We start from the raw sequence: 14,082 nt of genomic DNA, 5'->3' as shown, positions 1-14,082 counted from the left end.
CGCACAGCGGCCCCAGAATCTCAAACCTTGCGCAACCTGCCCAGCTCCGCCATCCCCACCTTGAGCAAGCGCGCCGTCTTGCTTTCAGCCAGGCCTTCGAGCCCCTGATCCGCCGGTAGGCGCGCCAGTTGCCCGGCCAGGTTCATCACCAGCGCATCGCGTGAATACACGCCGCCGCCCAACTGGTAGATCGCTGCAATCAGCTCACGCAGCTCCAGCGGCAAGCGCCAGCGGGTGCGCAGCGCCGAGCCGAACGCCGCGCCAAACTCGTTGAGCGACAGCTCCACCGAGTCTTCATCCAGCTCACCGCCGGCCTGCTGCCATTCCTGCAAACAACGCAACAGCGCCAGATCGCCCAGGCAATGCAGCAAGCCGGCGCAATAGCAGCGCTCCTGATCAAGCTCGAGCATGCGGGCCAGGGTTCGCGCGTATTCGGCAGTGTGCAGTGACAACTCCCAGAAATGCTCGGCATGACGCGACAGGATCGGATCACTGAGTTTGGCGCTGCGCTTGAGCGCAAGCCCCAGTATCAAGTTCATGCTCTGGGTGGTGCCCAGCTTGTTCAGCGCCTGCATCAGGCTCTGCACCGCGCCATCGCGATGCAATGCGGCGCTGTTGGCGGCGGCAATGAGTACGGCGGTAACCTGCGGGTCATTGCGGATCTCGGCCTCCAGCACCTTGAGGTCCAGGCCCTGGGGTTGCAGGCTGCGCTTGATCGCCAGTTTCACGTCGGCAAACAGCGGTCCGCCATCGGAATTGGCGCGACGCCCTTCGAGAAAACGCGGCAAGGTCGAGCCCGGCTGCAACGGCGGCACCGGACAGGCAACCTCCTCGCCGGCGCTGAGCAGCAGGTCTTCCAGGCGCTGACGCAGCGAATCCATGTTCAACGGCTTGCTCAGGTAAGCGGTGGGTGCGAACGGCAGCACCTCGCGGACACTGGCGGCATCACTGCGGTTGCTCATGAGAATGAACGGCAGTGCCGGCTGGCGACCTTTGGCCCGTACGTTGCGCAGCAAGTCGAGGCCGTCGCCGCCGGGTAGCTCGCGCGCGGCGATGATCAGGTCCGGCTTGCTGGCCAGCGCTGCCAGCGCCTGCGAGCCATCGGCACACACCTGCAAACGCGCATCGCAGCGCACGCTCAGCAGCATCTGGCTCAGCATGTCCCGGACCCAGGGGTCGCCTTCGGCAATCAGCACGCAAGGTGCCTGGGCGGGCTCTATAACGCTCATACACAACTCTCCCGATATTCCGCTACACGCAATCCTGTGCACCTTCCAAGGTGTCTCCTTACAGGCAACCTTAGCCGCCTGGCCTTCCTTTGGGCGAAAAAAAACCCGCCGAAGCGGGTTTTTCTTCTAATGCGTCACAGTTTACGCAAGTTCTGCGAAGCACTCTTCGATGATTGCCAGACCTTGGTCCAGTTGCTCATCAGGCGAGGTCAGCGGAACCAGGATACGCAGGACGTTGCCGTAAGTGCCGCACGACAGCAGGATCAGACCCTTGTCACGCGCCTTGGCCACAACCGAGGCTACAGCGGCAGCGTTAGGGGTGTGGGAACCGGCTTTGTCGAACACTTCAATAGCGATCATCGAACCCAGGGCACGCACGTCACCGATGATCGGGTGCTTGTCCTGGATCTTGCGCAGGCCGGCGACCAGGCGCTCGCCAACGGCCTTGCTGCGGTCCAGCAGTTTTTCTTCTTCGAACACTTCCATCACGGCCAGGGCCGCGGCGCAAGCGATCGGGCTACCAGCGTAGGTGCCGCCCAGGCCGCCTGGAGCGATGGCGTCCATGTACTCGGCCTTGCCGCACACACCGGCCAGCGGGAAGCCGCCAGCGATGGACTTGGCGAAGGTGGTCAGGTCTGGAGCAACGCCCATCTGTTCCATGGCGAAGAAGGTACCGGTACGGCCAGCGCCGGTCTGAACTTCGTCGGCGATCAGGAGGATGCCGTGCTGGTCGCACAGGGCACGCAGGCGCTTCATGAATTCTTTCGGGGCAACGTAGAAACCACCTTCGCCCTGAACTGGCTCGAGGATGATTGCGGCGATGTCACGGGCTTCGGCGTCGTTCTTGAAGATGCGTTCGATGGATGCGATCGAGTCGTCGATGCTCACGCCGTGCAGTTCGTTCGGGTAGATGGCGCGGAAGATGCCGCCTGGCATCAGGCCCATGCCGGCCGAGTAAGGCACGACTTTACCGGTCAGGCCCAGGGTCATCATGGTGCGACCGTGGTAGGCGCCGGTGAAGGCGATTACGCCGGCACGGCCAGTGGCGGCACGGGCGATCTTGATGGCGTTCTCAACGGCTTCGGAACCGGTGGTAACCAGCAGGGTTTTCTTGGCGAAGTCGCCTGGCACCTTGGCGTTGATCTTTTCGCACAGCTCGACGTAAGGCTCGTAGGCCAGTACCTGGAAGCAGGTGTGGGTCAGCTTGTGCAGTTGGGCTTCAACGGCCGCGATGATCTTCGGGTGCACGTGACCGGTGTTCAGTACCGCGATACCGCCGGCGAAGTCGATGAACTCGCGGCCTTCGACGTCAGTGACGGTGGCGTTTTTTGCCGACTCGGCGAAGATCGGGTGGATCTGGCCAACACCGCGTGGAACAGCGGCGACACGACGTTGCATCAAAGATTCGTTGGTCTTGCTCATAATGTCCTCAATTCGCCACACACAAGGTGGCGCGATTCAAGTCGGAGTGGCCGGTATTCAACTGCAGGCAGCATGCGTTGATCGACTGCTGCAGGGGCCCAGGCCACTGGGTGTACGGTGTAAAAAAGGCCAGCGAGACGTCGCTCTCGCGCCCCGCTGGCAGAGGTAAAGCTTTACGCTGCGATCAGACGCTGATGCACAGGTATTTGATTTCCAGGTAGTCCTCGATGCCGTACTTGGAGCCTTCGCGGCCCAGGCCCGAAGCCTTGATACCACCAAACGGCGCGACTTCGTTGGAGATCAAACCGGTGTTGATACCGACCATGCCGTATTCCAGGGCTTCGGCGACACGGAACACGCGGCTCATGTCACGGGCATAGAAGTACGAGGCCAGGCCGAACTCGGTGTCATTGGACATGGCGATGACTTCGGCCTCGTCCTTGAAACGGAACAGCGGCGCCAGCGGGCCGAAGGTTTCTTCCTTGGCCACGGCGGCGTTCTTCGGTACGTCGACCAGAATGGTCGGCTCGAAGAAGTTGCCTTCGATCAGCTTGCCGCCGCTGAGCACCTTGGCGCCCTTGGCGACTGCGTCTTCGATGTGTTCCTGGACCTTGGCCACGGCCTTGCCGTCGATCAGCGGGCCGGTCGTGGTGCCGTCTTCCAGGCCGTTGCCGATTTTCAGCTTGGCCACTGCGGCCTTGAGCTTCTCGGCGAAGGCATCGTAGACGCCGTCCTGAACGTAGATACGGTTGGCGCAGACGCAGGTCTGGCCGTTGTTGCGGTACTTGGAGATGATCGCGCCGTCGACGGCCTTGTCCAGGTCAGCGTCGTCGAACACGATGAACGGCGCGTTGCCGCCCAGCTCCAGGGAAACCTTCTTGATGTCCTTGGCGCATTCGGCCATCAGCTGGCGACCGATCTCGGTGGAGCCGGTGAACGACAGCTTGCGCACGATCGGGTTGCCGGTCAGTTCGCTGCCGATGTCGCCGGCGCTGCCGGTGACTACGCTGAGCACGCCAGCCGGGATACCGGCACGGGTGGCCAGCTCAACCAGGGCCAGGGCCGAGTACGGGGTTTGCGAAGCAGGCTTGAGCACCATGGTGCAGCCAGCGGCCAGGGCCGGGCCGGCTTTACGGGTGATCATCGCCGCCGGGAAGTTCCACGGGGTGATGGCTGCGGTCACGCCGATCGGCTGCTTGATCACGATCAGGCGCTTGTCTGGCTGGTGACCCGGGATGGTGTCGCCGTACACGCGCTTGGCTTCTTCGGCGAACCACTCGATAAAGGAAGCGGCATAGGCGATTTCGCCCTTGGCTTCGGCCAGTGGCTTGCCCTGCTCGGTGGTCATCAGGCGAGCCAGGTCATCCTGGTGCTCGATCATCAGCTCGAACCAGCGACGCAGCTTGCCAGCACGTTCTTTGGCGGTCAGCGCACGCCAGGCCGGCAGCGCCTTGTCGGCGGCCTCGATGGCACGGCGGGTTTCAGCGGCGCCCATCTTCGGCACAGTGCCGATGATCTCGCCCGTTGCCGGGTTGTTGACCTTGATCGTCTGGCCGTTGTCCGCGTCCAGCCACTCTCCATTAATGAAGGCTTGCTGGCGGAACAACTGGGCGTCTTTAAGCTGCATGTCGGGCTTCCTTAACTGCACCGTGCAGGCACGGAGCGAATTATTGATTGTAGAAAAAGGAGAGCGTTTGAAATCTCAAACGAATCCTAGGATCAACGACGAGAAAGGACAATAGGGTGTTCGAAAAAAAGAACAAAAAGCGCTGTGCGGCGGATTTTTTCGGATCAACGTCACTTATAGCCCCTGGAGTGTGCGAAATCGACCACAGCCATTTCGACGATGGACGCCGCCAGCCTAGATGGGTATCATGGCGCCCGCGTTGCACTCGTAGCTCAGCTGGATAGAGTACTGCCCTCCGAAGGCAGGGGTCGTGGGTTCGAATCCCGCCGAGTGCGCCATATCGATCAAGGCTCAGGTGAATACCTGGGCCTTTTTTGTTTTCCGGCCCAGTTACTCCCTGTGTGGGAGCGGGCTTGCCCCGCGATCCGATACGGCAGGCAGACCACAATCGCGGGGCAAGTCGGGTCGCCGCACCGCCGCACCTACCAGCGCGCGTCTATGTCAGATTATGTTTCGAAGTCTCGAAATGTGTCGTCCTAAGAAATACCCTATGCGGTCTGTCGATGCCCGTCTGCTTGTCCCTGGGAACTCGTGCCTCTAGGCTCTTGCCCGTCACCGAAAACTCGGTGATCGGGCGTGGTAACCCGGAGTGCGCATCATCCTATACAGTCAATGGCGGCTGTATGCGGGAGGCTTTCGAGCCTGCCGGGATTGATGCTCTCCCCGGTTTACCACCCCGTGTACAGCTGCCACCCTTTCGTGTGGTAACGGATTGTGGTGTCAGCTCCGACTTGCGAGCATCGACATGAAAAAAATCGTTCCAGATCCACCACTGGATAAATCCACCACCACCGCACACACTGTCTTCGGCAACTGCCAGGCCGGGCACTCTGCGCTGTTCGCTGTCTGCTCCGGTGTCGCCGCCCATGATGCGCTGGTGCATGCCTCTCTCTACTTAGGCTGCGCTTACGACACTGGCTACAAGGCTTTCGACGATATTGATCCGGCCCACAAGGGCTTCTTGTGGTCGACCCTGCATTCGGTAGAAATGGCCAAAGGGTTGGTGGATGCCTTGCTGGATGGGATTGAGGAGCGGGTGGGTGAATAGCCGCTGACCACTGGTATTGTGGGAGCGGTACGACTTGCCCCGCAATGCGATGCGGCCGGTCGATCGCGATCGCGGGGCAAGCCCGCTCCTACCAGAAACGCTGGAGGCTCTGTGGGAGCGGGCTTGCCCCGCGCGGCGATGTGGCAGAATCGTCGCACCGCCGCCCCTACCGGGTTAGAAACTCAGGCGCGCACCGGCATACAGCGTGCGCCCAGGCCCCGGTTCGTAGTAACGCCCGGCGCCATCGTTGATGCGCAGGTTGTCGTAGTACTGGCGGTCACTGAGGTTATCCACACCCAGGTACGGCTCCAGGGTCTGGCCGCCAAGATCAAACTGCTTGCCAAGGCGCAAGTTGAGCAAAGCGACCCCGGCCACCCGCGCGCTGTTGGCGTTGTCGGCGTACTGCGGGCCGTAGGCATTCATGTTCACGCGCGCATAAAAGCCATCACGCTCGTAAGCCACTTCGCTAAACAACGTCTGACGCGGGATGCCCGGCAGGCGGTTGTCGTCAAAGCCGTTGAAGTCGGTGTAGCGGTAGTTGTTGAAGCTGTAGGCCATGGACAGACGCCAGTGCTCCAGCACCTGGTAGTCGGCGCTCAGCTCAACGCCGTCGCGGCGCGACTTGCCGGCGTTGCGGTAGAAGGTCTGGCCGCCGTCGACGTAAGGCACCAGCTCATCCTCAAGCGCGATGCTGTAAAGCACCGCCTCGGCGCGCACGTCGCTCCATTCGCCTTTGATTCCCAGCTCACGGTTGAGCGCCTTGGCCGGTTGCAGGCCCGGGTTGAAGCCGCCACCTGCCGGGTTGGCCAGTTCGTTGACCGTGGGCGTTTCGAACGAGGTGGCGACGCGGGCGTAGACCAGGTAATGCTCGCTCAGGCGATAGCTGAGGCCGGCGCTGTAGTTCCAGTCATCCAGCGTGCGCGAGCCGGAGTCGTCGCCGTCCCCCTCGAAACGGTCGTCCACCGCCAGGCGCATGCTGTCGTAGCGCCCGCCCAGGGTCAGTTGCCAGCGCTCGCTGAGGTCGATGCTGTCTTGCAGGTACAGGCCAACGCTGCCGGCCTTCTCTTGCTGACGCAGGGTCAGTGCCCCGGTGCCACCGCCGATCTGGTTGTTGTGGCGTTCACGCTCATCGCGCTGCTGTTCAAGATCGACACCGGCGGTGACGTGTTGATCCAGGCCGAACCAGCTGGCCTTATGGGTGTACTGCCCGCCTACCCCGGCGAACAGCCGGGTGTAGGAGGTCTGCCCGCCATTGGCGTAAGGCAGGCGATTGCCAAACTCGCGGCGCCCCAGCCAGCTGCGCACTTGATAACTGTCGGCCTCGCCAAGATCGCCGGTCCAGTTCAGCGCCAGACGCTGCTGGGTGATGTCTTCGTCGGAGTTGTACAACAGGCTCTGGGCGCGGGCCTGGTCACGTTTGGCGTGCACTTCGGCGAGGGTCAGGGCGCCAGGGTCTTCGGAACGGTTGTCGAGCGCCTGGAACGTTACCCCCAGTTGCCCGGCATCGCCCTGCCAGCGCAGCTTGCCGGTAAGGTTGCGCGCCTCGGAGCTGGAGTGCTGGCGATAGCCGTCGAGGTTGGTGACATTGAGCGCCAGCAGGCCGCCAAGGTTGCCGGAGGTGCCGCTGGTTTCCGCACGCAGGCGTTGGTAGCCATACTCGCCACCACTGACATCGATGGACGATTGCGGTGTCAGCGACGGCTCGCGGGTCTGGATTGCCAATACCCCGCCTGCACCGTTGCCATAAAGCGTCGAGGCCGAGCCGCGGATCACTTCGACGCGCTCCACCAGGCCCAGGTCAACGCCGTCCATTTCGGTCTGGCCATCGGGCATGGTCAGCGGTACGCCGTCGACCATCACGCGAATGCCGCGCATGCCGAAGCTCGAACGCGCACCAAAGCCACGAATCGACAGGCGCATGCCCTGGGCCATGTTGTAGCGGCTCTGCGACACGGTGCCGGGCACGGCCGAAAGCAGGCCATCGAGGGTCAGCAGTTGCTCGCCGGGCTTCTCGGCGATGTCCACGGCGCTTACCGAAGCCGGGGTCTGCAACCAGGCGGAATTGACCCGGGTCGAGGTCACTTCCAGCGGCGCCAGTTCGACGCTGTCGGCACAGGCGCTACCGGCGCCGAGCAACAGGAGGGTCATGACGGAGTGCCGCCTGGTAAACATGTTGAATCCTTGAATCGATAGGGACAGAAAACGCAGGAAAACCTGCGCTGAAAAAATTGGCGCAGCAGCAACAGCCAGTTATAAGGCAAAATGCTACTAACTGATTCGCATTTAACGAGTCAGACCCCTGGAACACACCAGCAAGAAGGATCTTTATGAAGCGGTTCGCTGTGACCCCGGCCCGGTGGGTCGGGATGCTGTGCTGCCTGTTCGCCTTGAACATCGCACAGGCCAAGGACGACGGTACCGACCCCTCCGTCACCATCGAAAAGGACATTCTACGCACCGTGGTGGCCGAAGACGGCAGCTACGCCGCCACCCAGGACCTGGTCCTGCTGATCAATGAAGAACGCGCGATCCAGGCCAAGGCCCAGCAGTCGTTGTACTACAACCGCACCCTGGAAACCCTCGAGGTGACCCAGGCCTACACCCAGAAGCCCGATGGCCGCAAAGTGCAGGTCAGCCCCGAGCAGATCAAGGAGCAACAGGAGCAGCAATCGTCCCAGGCGCCAATGTTCCATGACAGCCTGGTCAAGGTAGTGATCTTCCCCGAAGTCGCCGTCGGCGATCGCCTGGTGCTGAGCTTCAAGAAACAGCGCAAGACCCCGCTGTTCCCTGGCCAGTTCGAAGACCTGGCGATGCCGCAGTTCCACCCGACCCAGCAGTTCACCCTGATCTACGACCTGCCGAAGAACCTCAAGCTCAATGCCGAGGCCAAGGGCTTCAAGGCTTCCAGCCCGAAGGCCGAGCCTGGTCGCAAGGTCTACCAGTGGGATTATGTGCAGGGTGACAACGCCCGTACAGAACTGGGCGCAGTAGCCTACTCGGACTACGGCAAGTACCTGGCGGTTTCCACCTTCGCTGACTACAGCGAGTTCGCCAAAGCCTACGCGGCGCGCGCCAACAGCGAAGTGACGCCCGCCATCCGCGAACTGGCGGAAAAGCTCACGGCCAAGATCGACGACCCGCGCGACAAGGCCCTGGCCCTGGGTGACTGGGTGCGCCGCAACATTCGCTACGTGGCGGTTTACATCGGTGCTGGCGGCGTGGTGCCGCATGCCGCCGATACCGTGCTGAGCAACCGTTATGGCGACTGCAAGGACCACGTGGCCCTGCTCGAAGCGCTGCTGGCCGCAGTCAATATCGACAGCACCCCGGCGCTGATCAACCTCGGCAATGCCTACGCCCTGCCCAAGGTGCCGACCCTGGGCGTGATCAACCATGTGGTCACCTACATCCCGAGCCTGGACCTGTACCTGGACTCCACCGCCGAAGCCATTGCCAGCGGCTACCTGCCCGCTCCGGTGCTGGACAAACCCACCGTGCTGACCCGCTCCGGCAAGCTCGGCCACACTCCGGCCACCCAAACAGGCCTGGTGCACAACAGCACCACCTACACCGTGGCCAGCAGCGGCGCCGCCGACTTCAGCCACGCTTCGAAAATCGACGGCTGGGCCGCCGAAATGAACCGCTGGATGATGCGCAACATGCAGCCGGCCGAGCGCGACCTGCTGACCCAGCGCATCCTCGCCGCCTACGGCCAGCGCGGCAGCGGCAAGATCAGCAGCGACGACCTGGAAACCAGCGGCGCCTTCGAGATGCACATCAACGGCCGCAGCGAAAACCTGGTCAACCTGCCCGGCCCGATCGGCGTGCCGACCCTGACCAGCCTGGCGGGCGGCATCGCCCAGAATATCTTCGGCTTTATCGCTGAAAAGCAGCGCACCCAGAACTTCACCTGCATCTCCGGCATCACCGAAGAACAAGCGCGTTTCGAGTTCCCGGCCGACGTCAAGATCATCGCCGCGCCCAAGCCTGTGAGCCTCAAGGACAAACACTTCGACTACAGCGCCGACTATGCCCTGCAGGGCAACAGCCTGGTGATCAAACGCCGCCTGGACTTCCACAACCCGAAAGCGGTGTGCAGCGTGAAAGACTTCGAAAAGATGAAGCCAACCCTGGACGCCATGCTCAACGACCTGAACAGTCAGGTGATCGTGCAGAAGAGCTGAGGTACTGCGCCCTGCCGAATCCCTCGGGAGGTCAGCAGGGCGCCGTCGCTGTTACGCCAACGTCGAAGTCTTTGATAAACTCCGCCGCGCCCTGCGCTGCGCCACGCAAGCGGAACTATCAAAAGGAATTGTCATGGCAATGGTTTTTTGCCGCGGTTGTGCCATGGAAATCCATGAAACGGCGCCCAGCTGCCCACAGTGCGGCGCCCCTCAGACTCCCTCTGCCACCACGCAACCTGCCGGCAAGCGCTTGTCCTGGATGGCAGCCAGCTCGCTGATCCTGTGCATCGCCTGTGTGTTGACGCTGTTCGAACCAGCCAGCTGGGATCGTAACACCCTGTGGGGGATGGGCTTGTTTGCACTCACCGGGCTGGTCCTGAGCTCGCTCAGCCTGGTCAAAAAAGAACCGCGAACCTACATGGCAATTACTGGCGCGGTGTTGTCAGGCATTTTGCTCATTTTGCTGATCTGGCTAGTCATGTAAGGGACAACACATGAATATGGTTTTTTGCCGTGGCTGCGCCAAGGAAATCCACAACAGCGCCGTGGCTTGCCCAGCCTGCGGTGCAGCGCAACCCGCTGCAACCTTCACTGCAGCACCTGCGCCAGCCGGCATCTGGTATGTTGAACTACTGAAGAAATACGCCATGTTCTCCGGTCGGTCACGCCGCCAGGAATACTGGCTGTTCATCCTGGTAACCTTCCTGATGTACATGCTGGTGCCCTATCTCGACCGCGAGCTCCGTACCGGCACGCTCTTCGCTTACCTGTACAGCGTGGCATTGCTGGTCCCGGGCATTGCCGTAGCCGTTCGGCGCATGCACGACACCGACCGTAGCGGTTGGTGGCTGCTGTTCCCGCTCGTCAACCTGATCTTCCTGTGCCAGGACAGCCAGCGTGGCCCGAACCGTTTCGGCCCAAACCCGAAAAACACCTGATCACAGCTTGATCGAGAGTCAAAGCAAAGCGGCCATCATTGGCCGCTTTTGCATTTTTGCGCCCATGACGTTTTTCAATCACATCGATGCCGCTTTCGCCCTTGCCCTGCAGCGATCTGTACACGATTCTTTAGCTATCTGCCGTCACCCACTCCCAGCATCGCAGAGGCCTCTATGAAAACCGTGGCACAGCTTCTAAAAACAAAAGCCCAGCAGCACCACCAGGTTCACACCATCGGCCCCGACCACATGGTGCTCGATGCGCTGCGGCTGATGGCCGAGAAGAACGTCGGTGCCCTGCCGGTGGTGCAGGACGGGCGTGTGGTGGGGATCGTCAGTGAGCGCGACTACGCGCGCAAGATGGTGCTCAAGGGCCGCAGTTCGGTGGGCACGCCGGTCAGCGCGATCATGAGTGCGCCGGTGATTACCGTCGACCCACACCAGAACGTTGAATACTGCATGAACATGATGACCAACAGCCACCTGCGCCACCTGCCGGTGGTCGAGAACGGCGAGCTGCTGGGCCTGCTGTCGATTGGCGACCTGGTCAAGGAAGCCATCGCCGAACAGGCCAACATGATTCTGCAACTGGAACAGTACATTCGCGGCGACTGATTCGCGGCGGGCTCAGCGGTATTCGCCCTCCAGCTCGTCGAGCTGGTGGTCGAAGCTGCGCAGGCGCGCTGACCAGGTGTACACCAGCACTTCCAGGTCGCGGTTGAGCACCGCGGCGCCGCGCCCGCTGCTCTGCTGCGAGTCGCACAAGTCCAGTTGATAACGCTCCCGGGCCATTGCAGTGGCAACCGTAGACAGCTCGCGGGCGTTGTCCAGCCAGTGGCGGCGGTGGTCATGGGTTTCGCGGTCGAGCTCGCGGCATTGGCGTTTCAGCGCTTCCAGGCTCTGCTCCAGCGGCGTGCCTTCAAGCTCGCCCATTACCTCCTGGAAGGTACGCCCGGGCTGCCAGTAACTGCCCCAGAAATAACGGTCGAAGACGGTTTCGACCCGGCGCAAGGCAACCTTGGTGTTCCAGATAGCCACCAAGGTTCGCCCTTGGGCCAACTGGCGTTTGCTCACCCGCAGTTGCTGCCAGGCAATCCACGCCAGCGCGGTCAGGGCCAGCGCCCCGATCACGCCCCCGGCGGCGTAAAGAAATACCAGAGCCTGACCCAACTGGTGGGTCTGTTTGATTCCATAGAAATAACCGACGGTCAGCAGCCCCAGGGCGGTCACGGCACACCAGAAACCGGCGGCATAGGGATCTTTCATTGGCGCTGTCCCCTTGTTGTTTTTCCTGAGCATAGCAACGCCATTCGCCGGTCGATGTGCCGCTCGGCGTTTATTTTTTCGGACGCCGCAGCGCCTCGTTCAGCTGGTCGAACGGCACGGCCCAGTCGGAGTCTTCGATAATGCTTTCCTTGAGAAATGCCCGCTGGCTCTCGGTCCAGAACGGTGCATCAACTAGCTTTATTTCATTCTTGAGCGGCGAGTGGCTGGTGATGAACTGGTCAATGCCCTGGGGATCATCAGCCAGGCCCAGCTGTTTGAAGAGCTCCGAAAACGGATGAATATTTGATTCCATGCGTGACTCCTTGGGGCCAGGCCGGGCATCCACAACGCCAGCCTGGCAGTGGGTTGATCATCAGCAAACCTCACGCACTTCGGCGTTCGGCACCAGTTTCAGGTATTGCGTCATGTTCATGTGGATCAGGTGATCGTGATCACCGGCCTCGACATAGATATCGCCCTGACGGGTCAGGGTCGGGTCGAGCAGCATCTTGATCGAGTAAGCATCGCCCAGTGCCGGAATGGCGCCACGCTCGCAGTCGCCGAACAGATGGGGCAACCCGCTTTCATGGGTCATTTGCCAGGCGCCGGTGGCGCGTACCTTGCTCATGTCCAGGTGACGGTTGGCCGGTAGCACGGCCATCAGATAGTTGCCATGGCGGTCGTCGAGCATGACCGACTTGGCCACCCGCTCGGCGGGCACTCCAGCGGTACGGGCCGACTCAAGGCTGGTGGATGAGTGCGGGTGAGAAACGATGTCGTAATCGCAGCCGGCCTTGTCCAGGCACTGCTGCAGGGTTTTTGCCATACGCATGATGCACCTCCGGATACAGCGCCCCCACTTCTGAAGTTTAGGCCGTGCTGCCGCAAGCAGCCGACTAAACTTATTGGACACGCACAGCCCGGGTGAATTCAGGTGATCGCTCGCTGGTGTCGGCACCTGCTGGTTTTATTGATGCTCGGCGCCCTGACGAGCGGCGTGGCTGCGCCCGGCAATCCGGTGCTGGTACTGAGTATCGACGACGCCATCGGCCCGGCCAGTGCCGACTACCTGATACGCGGCCTGGAGCAGGCCAAGACGCAGCAGGCGCAATTGGTGGTCATCCGCTTCGACACCCCGGGCGGGCTCGACAGCTCGATGCGCGCGATCATCAAGGCGATCCTCGCCAGCCCCGTGCCAGTCGCTACCTTCGTCGCCCCCGGTGGCGCCCGGGCGGCCAGCGCCGGCACCTATATTCTCTACGCCAGCCATGTCGCGGCCATGGCCCCGGGCACCAACCTCGGCGCCGCCACGCCGGTGCAGATCGGCGGGATGCCAGGCCCGCCGAAAGACCCGGCTGCGCCCACCGGCGACAAGCCAGCACCGAGCAGCGAACAAGACACCCTGACCCGCAAGCAGATCAACGACGCTGCCGCCTATATTCGCGGTTTGGCGCAACTGCGCGGGCGCAATGCCGACTGGGCTGAACAGGCGGTACGCGAATCGGTCAGCCTGCCGGCCAACGAAGCCTTGCGCCTGAAAGTCATCGACCGCATCGCCAACGACCTGCCCGACCTGCTGCGCCAGCTCGATAGCAAAAGCCTCGAAGCCGCTGGCCAAGCCGTGCAGTTGCACACCGCCAACGTCAGCATCATCGAACGCGAGCCGGACTGGCGCACGCGCCTGCTGGCGGTGATCACCAACCCCAGCGTGGCGCTGATCCTGATCATGATCGGCATTTACGGGCTGATGTTCGAGTTCATGAGCCCCGGTTCCGGGGTCGGCGGGGTGATCGGTGGCATCTGTCTGCTGGTGGCCCTGTATGCCTTGCAGTTGTTGCCGGTCAGCTATGCCGGGGCGGCGCTGATCCTGCTCGGCATCGCCTTCATGATTGCCGAGGCGTTCCTGCCCAGTTTTGGCGTGGTCGGCTTTGGCGGCATCGTTGCCTTCGTGGTCGGCGCGGTGATCTTGATGGACACCGACGTGCCCGGCTTCGGCATCCCCCTGGCGCTGATCCTGACCCTCGCCCTGCTCTCGGCGCTGCTGCTCGGCGGCGTGCTGGGCATGGCCATGAAGGCGCGCCAGCGTGCGCTGGTCAGTGGCGATGCCGGGCTGGTGGGTAGCCTGGCGACGGTGATGGCGGTCAATGACAGCGACCCGTTCATCGGTTCGGTGCAGGCGCAGGGTGAACAGTGGCAGGCCCAGTGCCAGACGCCACTGCAGGTGGGGCAACGCGTCCGGGTGATGACACGCAAGGGCGTACTACTGGACGTCAGCGCCGAGGCACAACCACCGGCGCAAGGAGACTGA

13 protein-coding genes and 1 tRNA gene are annotated in these 14,082 nt (G+C 62.2%); 7 read left to right on the top strand and 7 right to left on the bottom strand.

Translation table 11 applies throughout. The features are described 5' to 3' along the window. Nucleotides 1-20: 20 nt before the first annotated feature. The 3 genes from LOY54_RS00830 to gabD form a co-directional block, all read right to left on the bottom strand. Nucleotides 21-1,229 (bottom strand): response regulator, encoded by a 1,209-nt coding sequence (locus tag LOY54_RS00830; protein ID WP_258608803.1) that lies wholly within the window; start codon nt 1,227-1,229, stop codon nt 21-23. A 141-nt stretch (nt 1,230-1,370) separates the two neighbouring features. Next, nucleotides 1,371-2,651: a 4-aminobutyrate--2-oxoglutarate transaminase gene (gene gabT / locus LOY54_RS00825; protein ID WP_038997739.1), complete on the bottom strand. Its 1,281-nt coding sequence runs from the start codon at nt 2,649-2,651 to the stop codon at nt 1,371-1,373. Nucleotides 2,652-2,835: 184 nt separating this feature from the next. Beyond that, nucleotides 2,836-4,278, bottom strand: coding sequence for an NADP-dependent succinate-semialdehyde dehydrogenase (gene gabD, locus LOY54_RS00820; RefSeq protein WP_045201748.1), 1,443 nt, complete (start codon nt 4,276-4,278; stop codon nt 2,836-2,838). 261 nt (nt 4,279-4,539) lie between these two features. Between gabD and LOY54_RS00815 the strand changes: the two genes are divergently transcribed. Both LOY54_RS00815 and LOY54_RS00810 read left to right on the top strand, forming a co-directional pair. Continuing rightward, nucleotides 4,540-4,616: transfer RNA gene (locus LOY54_RS00815), tRNA-Arg, on the top strand. A gap of 467 nt (nt 4,617-5,083) precedes the next feature. Further along, a complete protein-coding gene (locus tag LOY54_RS00810) occupies nt 5,084-5,386 on the top strand; it encodes a DUF3077 domain-containing protein (RefSeq protein WP_258608802.1) in 303 nt (100 codons plus the stop codon). Between the two features lie 174 nt (nt 5,387-5,560). Here the strand turns inward: LOY54_RS00810 and LOY54_RS00805 are convergent, their stop codons facing one another. Continuing rightward, nucleotides 5,561-7,534 (bottom strand): TonB-dependent receptor, encoded by a 1,974-nt coding sequence (locus LOY54_RS00805; protein ID WP_258608801.1) that lies wholly within the window; start codon nt 7,532-7,534, stop codon nt 5,561-5,563. Nucleotides 7,535-7,713: 179 nt separating this feature from the next. Here LOY54_RS00805 and LOY54_RS00800 point away from each other — a divergent pair, with 179 nt between their 5' ends. The 4 genes from LOY54_RS00800 (at nt 7,714) to LOY54_RS00785 (ending at nt 11,123) form a co-directional block, all read left to right on the top strand. Beyond that, the gene (locus tag LOY54_RS00800) at nt 7,714-9,570 is read left to right on the top strand and encodes a DUF3857 and transglutaminase domain-containing protein (RefSeq protein ID WP_258608800.1); all 1,857 of its coding nucleotides are present in this window, start codon (nt 7,714-7,716) and stop codon (nt 9,568-9,570) included. Between the two features lie 163 nt (nt 9,571-9,733). Further along, nucleotides 9,734-10,054 (top strand): DUF4190 domain-containing protein, encoded by a 321-nt coding sequence (locus LOY54_RS00795; protein WP_258595779.1) that lies wholly within the window; start codon nt 9,734-9,736, stop codon nt 10,052-10,054. A gap of 10 nt (nt 10,055-10,064) precedes the next feature. Beyond that, on the top strand, nt 10,065-10,508 hold the full coding sequence (locus LOY54_RS00790) for a DUF805 domain-containing protein (protein WP_258608799.1): 444 nt from the start codon (nt 10,065-10,067) through the stop codon (nt 10,506-10,508). Between the two features lie 174 nt (nt 10,509-10,682). Further along, nucleotides 10,683-11,123 (top strand): CBS domain-containing protein, encoded by a 441-nt coding sequence (locus LOY54_RS00785; protein WP_010222085.1) that lies wholly within the window; start codon nt 10,683-10,685, stop codon nt 11,121-11,123. Nucleotides 11,124-11,135: 12 nt separating this feature from the next. Here LOY54_RS00785 and LOY54_RS00780 read toward each other — a convergent pair whose 3' ends face one another. The 3 genes from LOY54_RS00780 to LOY54_RS00770 form a co-directional block, all read right to left on the bottom strand. Further along, a complete protein-coding gene (locus LOY54_RS00780; protein ID WP_045201740.1) occupies nt 11,136-11,774 on the bottom strand; it encodes a hypothetical protein in 639 nt (212 codons plus the stop codon). Between the two features lie 70 nt (nt 11,775-11,844). Next, nucleotides 11,845-12,087: a DUF2789 domain-containing protein gene (locus LOY54_RS00775; protein ID WP_093377442.1), complete on the bottom strand. Its 243-nt coding sequence runs from the start codon at nt 12,085-12,087 to the stop codon at nt 11,845-11,847. A 60-nt stretch (nt 12,088-12,147) separates the two neighbouring features. Then, nucleotides 12,148-12,606, bottom strand: coding sequence for an aminoacyl-tRNA deacylase (locus LOY54_RS00770; RefSeq protein ID WP_195885412.1), 459 nt, complete (start codon nt 12,604-12,606; stop codon nt 12,148-12,150). Nucleotides 12,607-12,708: 102 nt separating this feature from the next. Between LOY54_RS00770 and LOY54_RS00765 the strand changes: the two genes are divergently transcribed. Beyond that, nucleotides 12,709-14,082, top strand: coding sequence for a nodulation protein NfeD (locus tag LOY54_RS00765; protein WP_258608794.1), 1,374 nt, complete (start codon nt 12,709-12,711; stop codon nt 14,080-14,082).

The sequence above is a fragment of the Pseudomonas sp. B21-032 genome (assembly GCF_024748965.1).
Lineage (GTDB): Bacteria > Pseudomonadota > Gammaproteobacteria > Pseudomonadales > Pseudomonadaceae > Aquipseudomonas.
This window is presented reverse-complemented; position numbering and strand designations above follow the sequence as displayed.

Excerpts from the sequence above, each read along its gene's own strand:
- LOY54_RS00805 (WP_258608801.1), bottom strand. The coding sequence starts at position 7,534 with ATGACCCTCCTGTTGCTCGGCGCCGGTAGCGCCTGTGCCGACAGCGTC.
- LOY54_RS00780 (WP_045201740.1), bottom strand. The coding sequence starts at position 11,774 with ATGAAAGATCCCTATGCCGCCGGTTTCTGGTGTGCCGTGACCGCCCTG.
- LOY54_RS00770 (WP_195885412.1), bottom strand. The coding sequence starts at position 12,606 with ATGCGTATGGCAAAAACCCTGCAGCAGTGCCTGGACAAGGCCGGCTGC.
- LOY54_RS00795 (WP_258595779.1), top strand. The coding sequence starts at position 9,734 with ATGGAAATCCATGAAACGGCGCCCAGCTGCCCACAGTGCGGCGCCCCT.
- LOY54_RS00830 (WP_258608803.1), bottom strand. The coding sequence starts at position 1,229 with ATGAGCGTTATAGAGCCCGCCCAGGCACCTTGCGTGCTGATTGCCGAA.
- gabD (WP_045201748.1), bottom strand. The coding sequence starts at position 4,278 with ATGCAGCTTAAAGACGCCCAGTTGTTCCGCCAGCAAGCCTTCATTAAT.
- LOY54_RS00800 (WP_258608800.1), top strand. The coding sequence starts at position 7,714 with ATGAAGCGGTTCGCTGTGACCCCGGCCCGGTGGGTCGGGATGCTGTGC.
- LOY54_RS00810 (WP_258608802.1), top strand. The coding sequence starts at position 5,084 with ATGAAAAAAATCGTTCCAGATCCACCACTGGATAAATCCACCACCACC.
- gabT (WP_038997739.1), bottom strand. The coding sequence starts at position 2,651 with ATGAGCAAGACCAACGAATCTTTGATGCAACGTCGTGTCGCCGCTGTT.
- LOY54_RS00775 (WP_093377442.1), bottom strand. The coding sequence starts at position 12,087 with ATGGAATCAAATATTCATCCGTTTTCGGAGCTCTTCAAACAGCTGGGC.
- LOY54_RS00785 (WP_010222085.1), top strand. The coding sequence starts at position 10,683 with ATGAAAACCGTGGCACAGCTTCTAAAAACAAAAGCCCAGCAGCACCAC.
- LOY54_RS00790 (WP_258608799.1), top strand. The coding sequence starts at position 10,065 with ATGAATATGGTTTTTTGCCGTGGCTGCGCCAAGGAAATCCACAACAGC.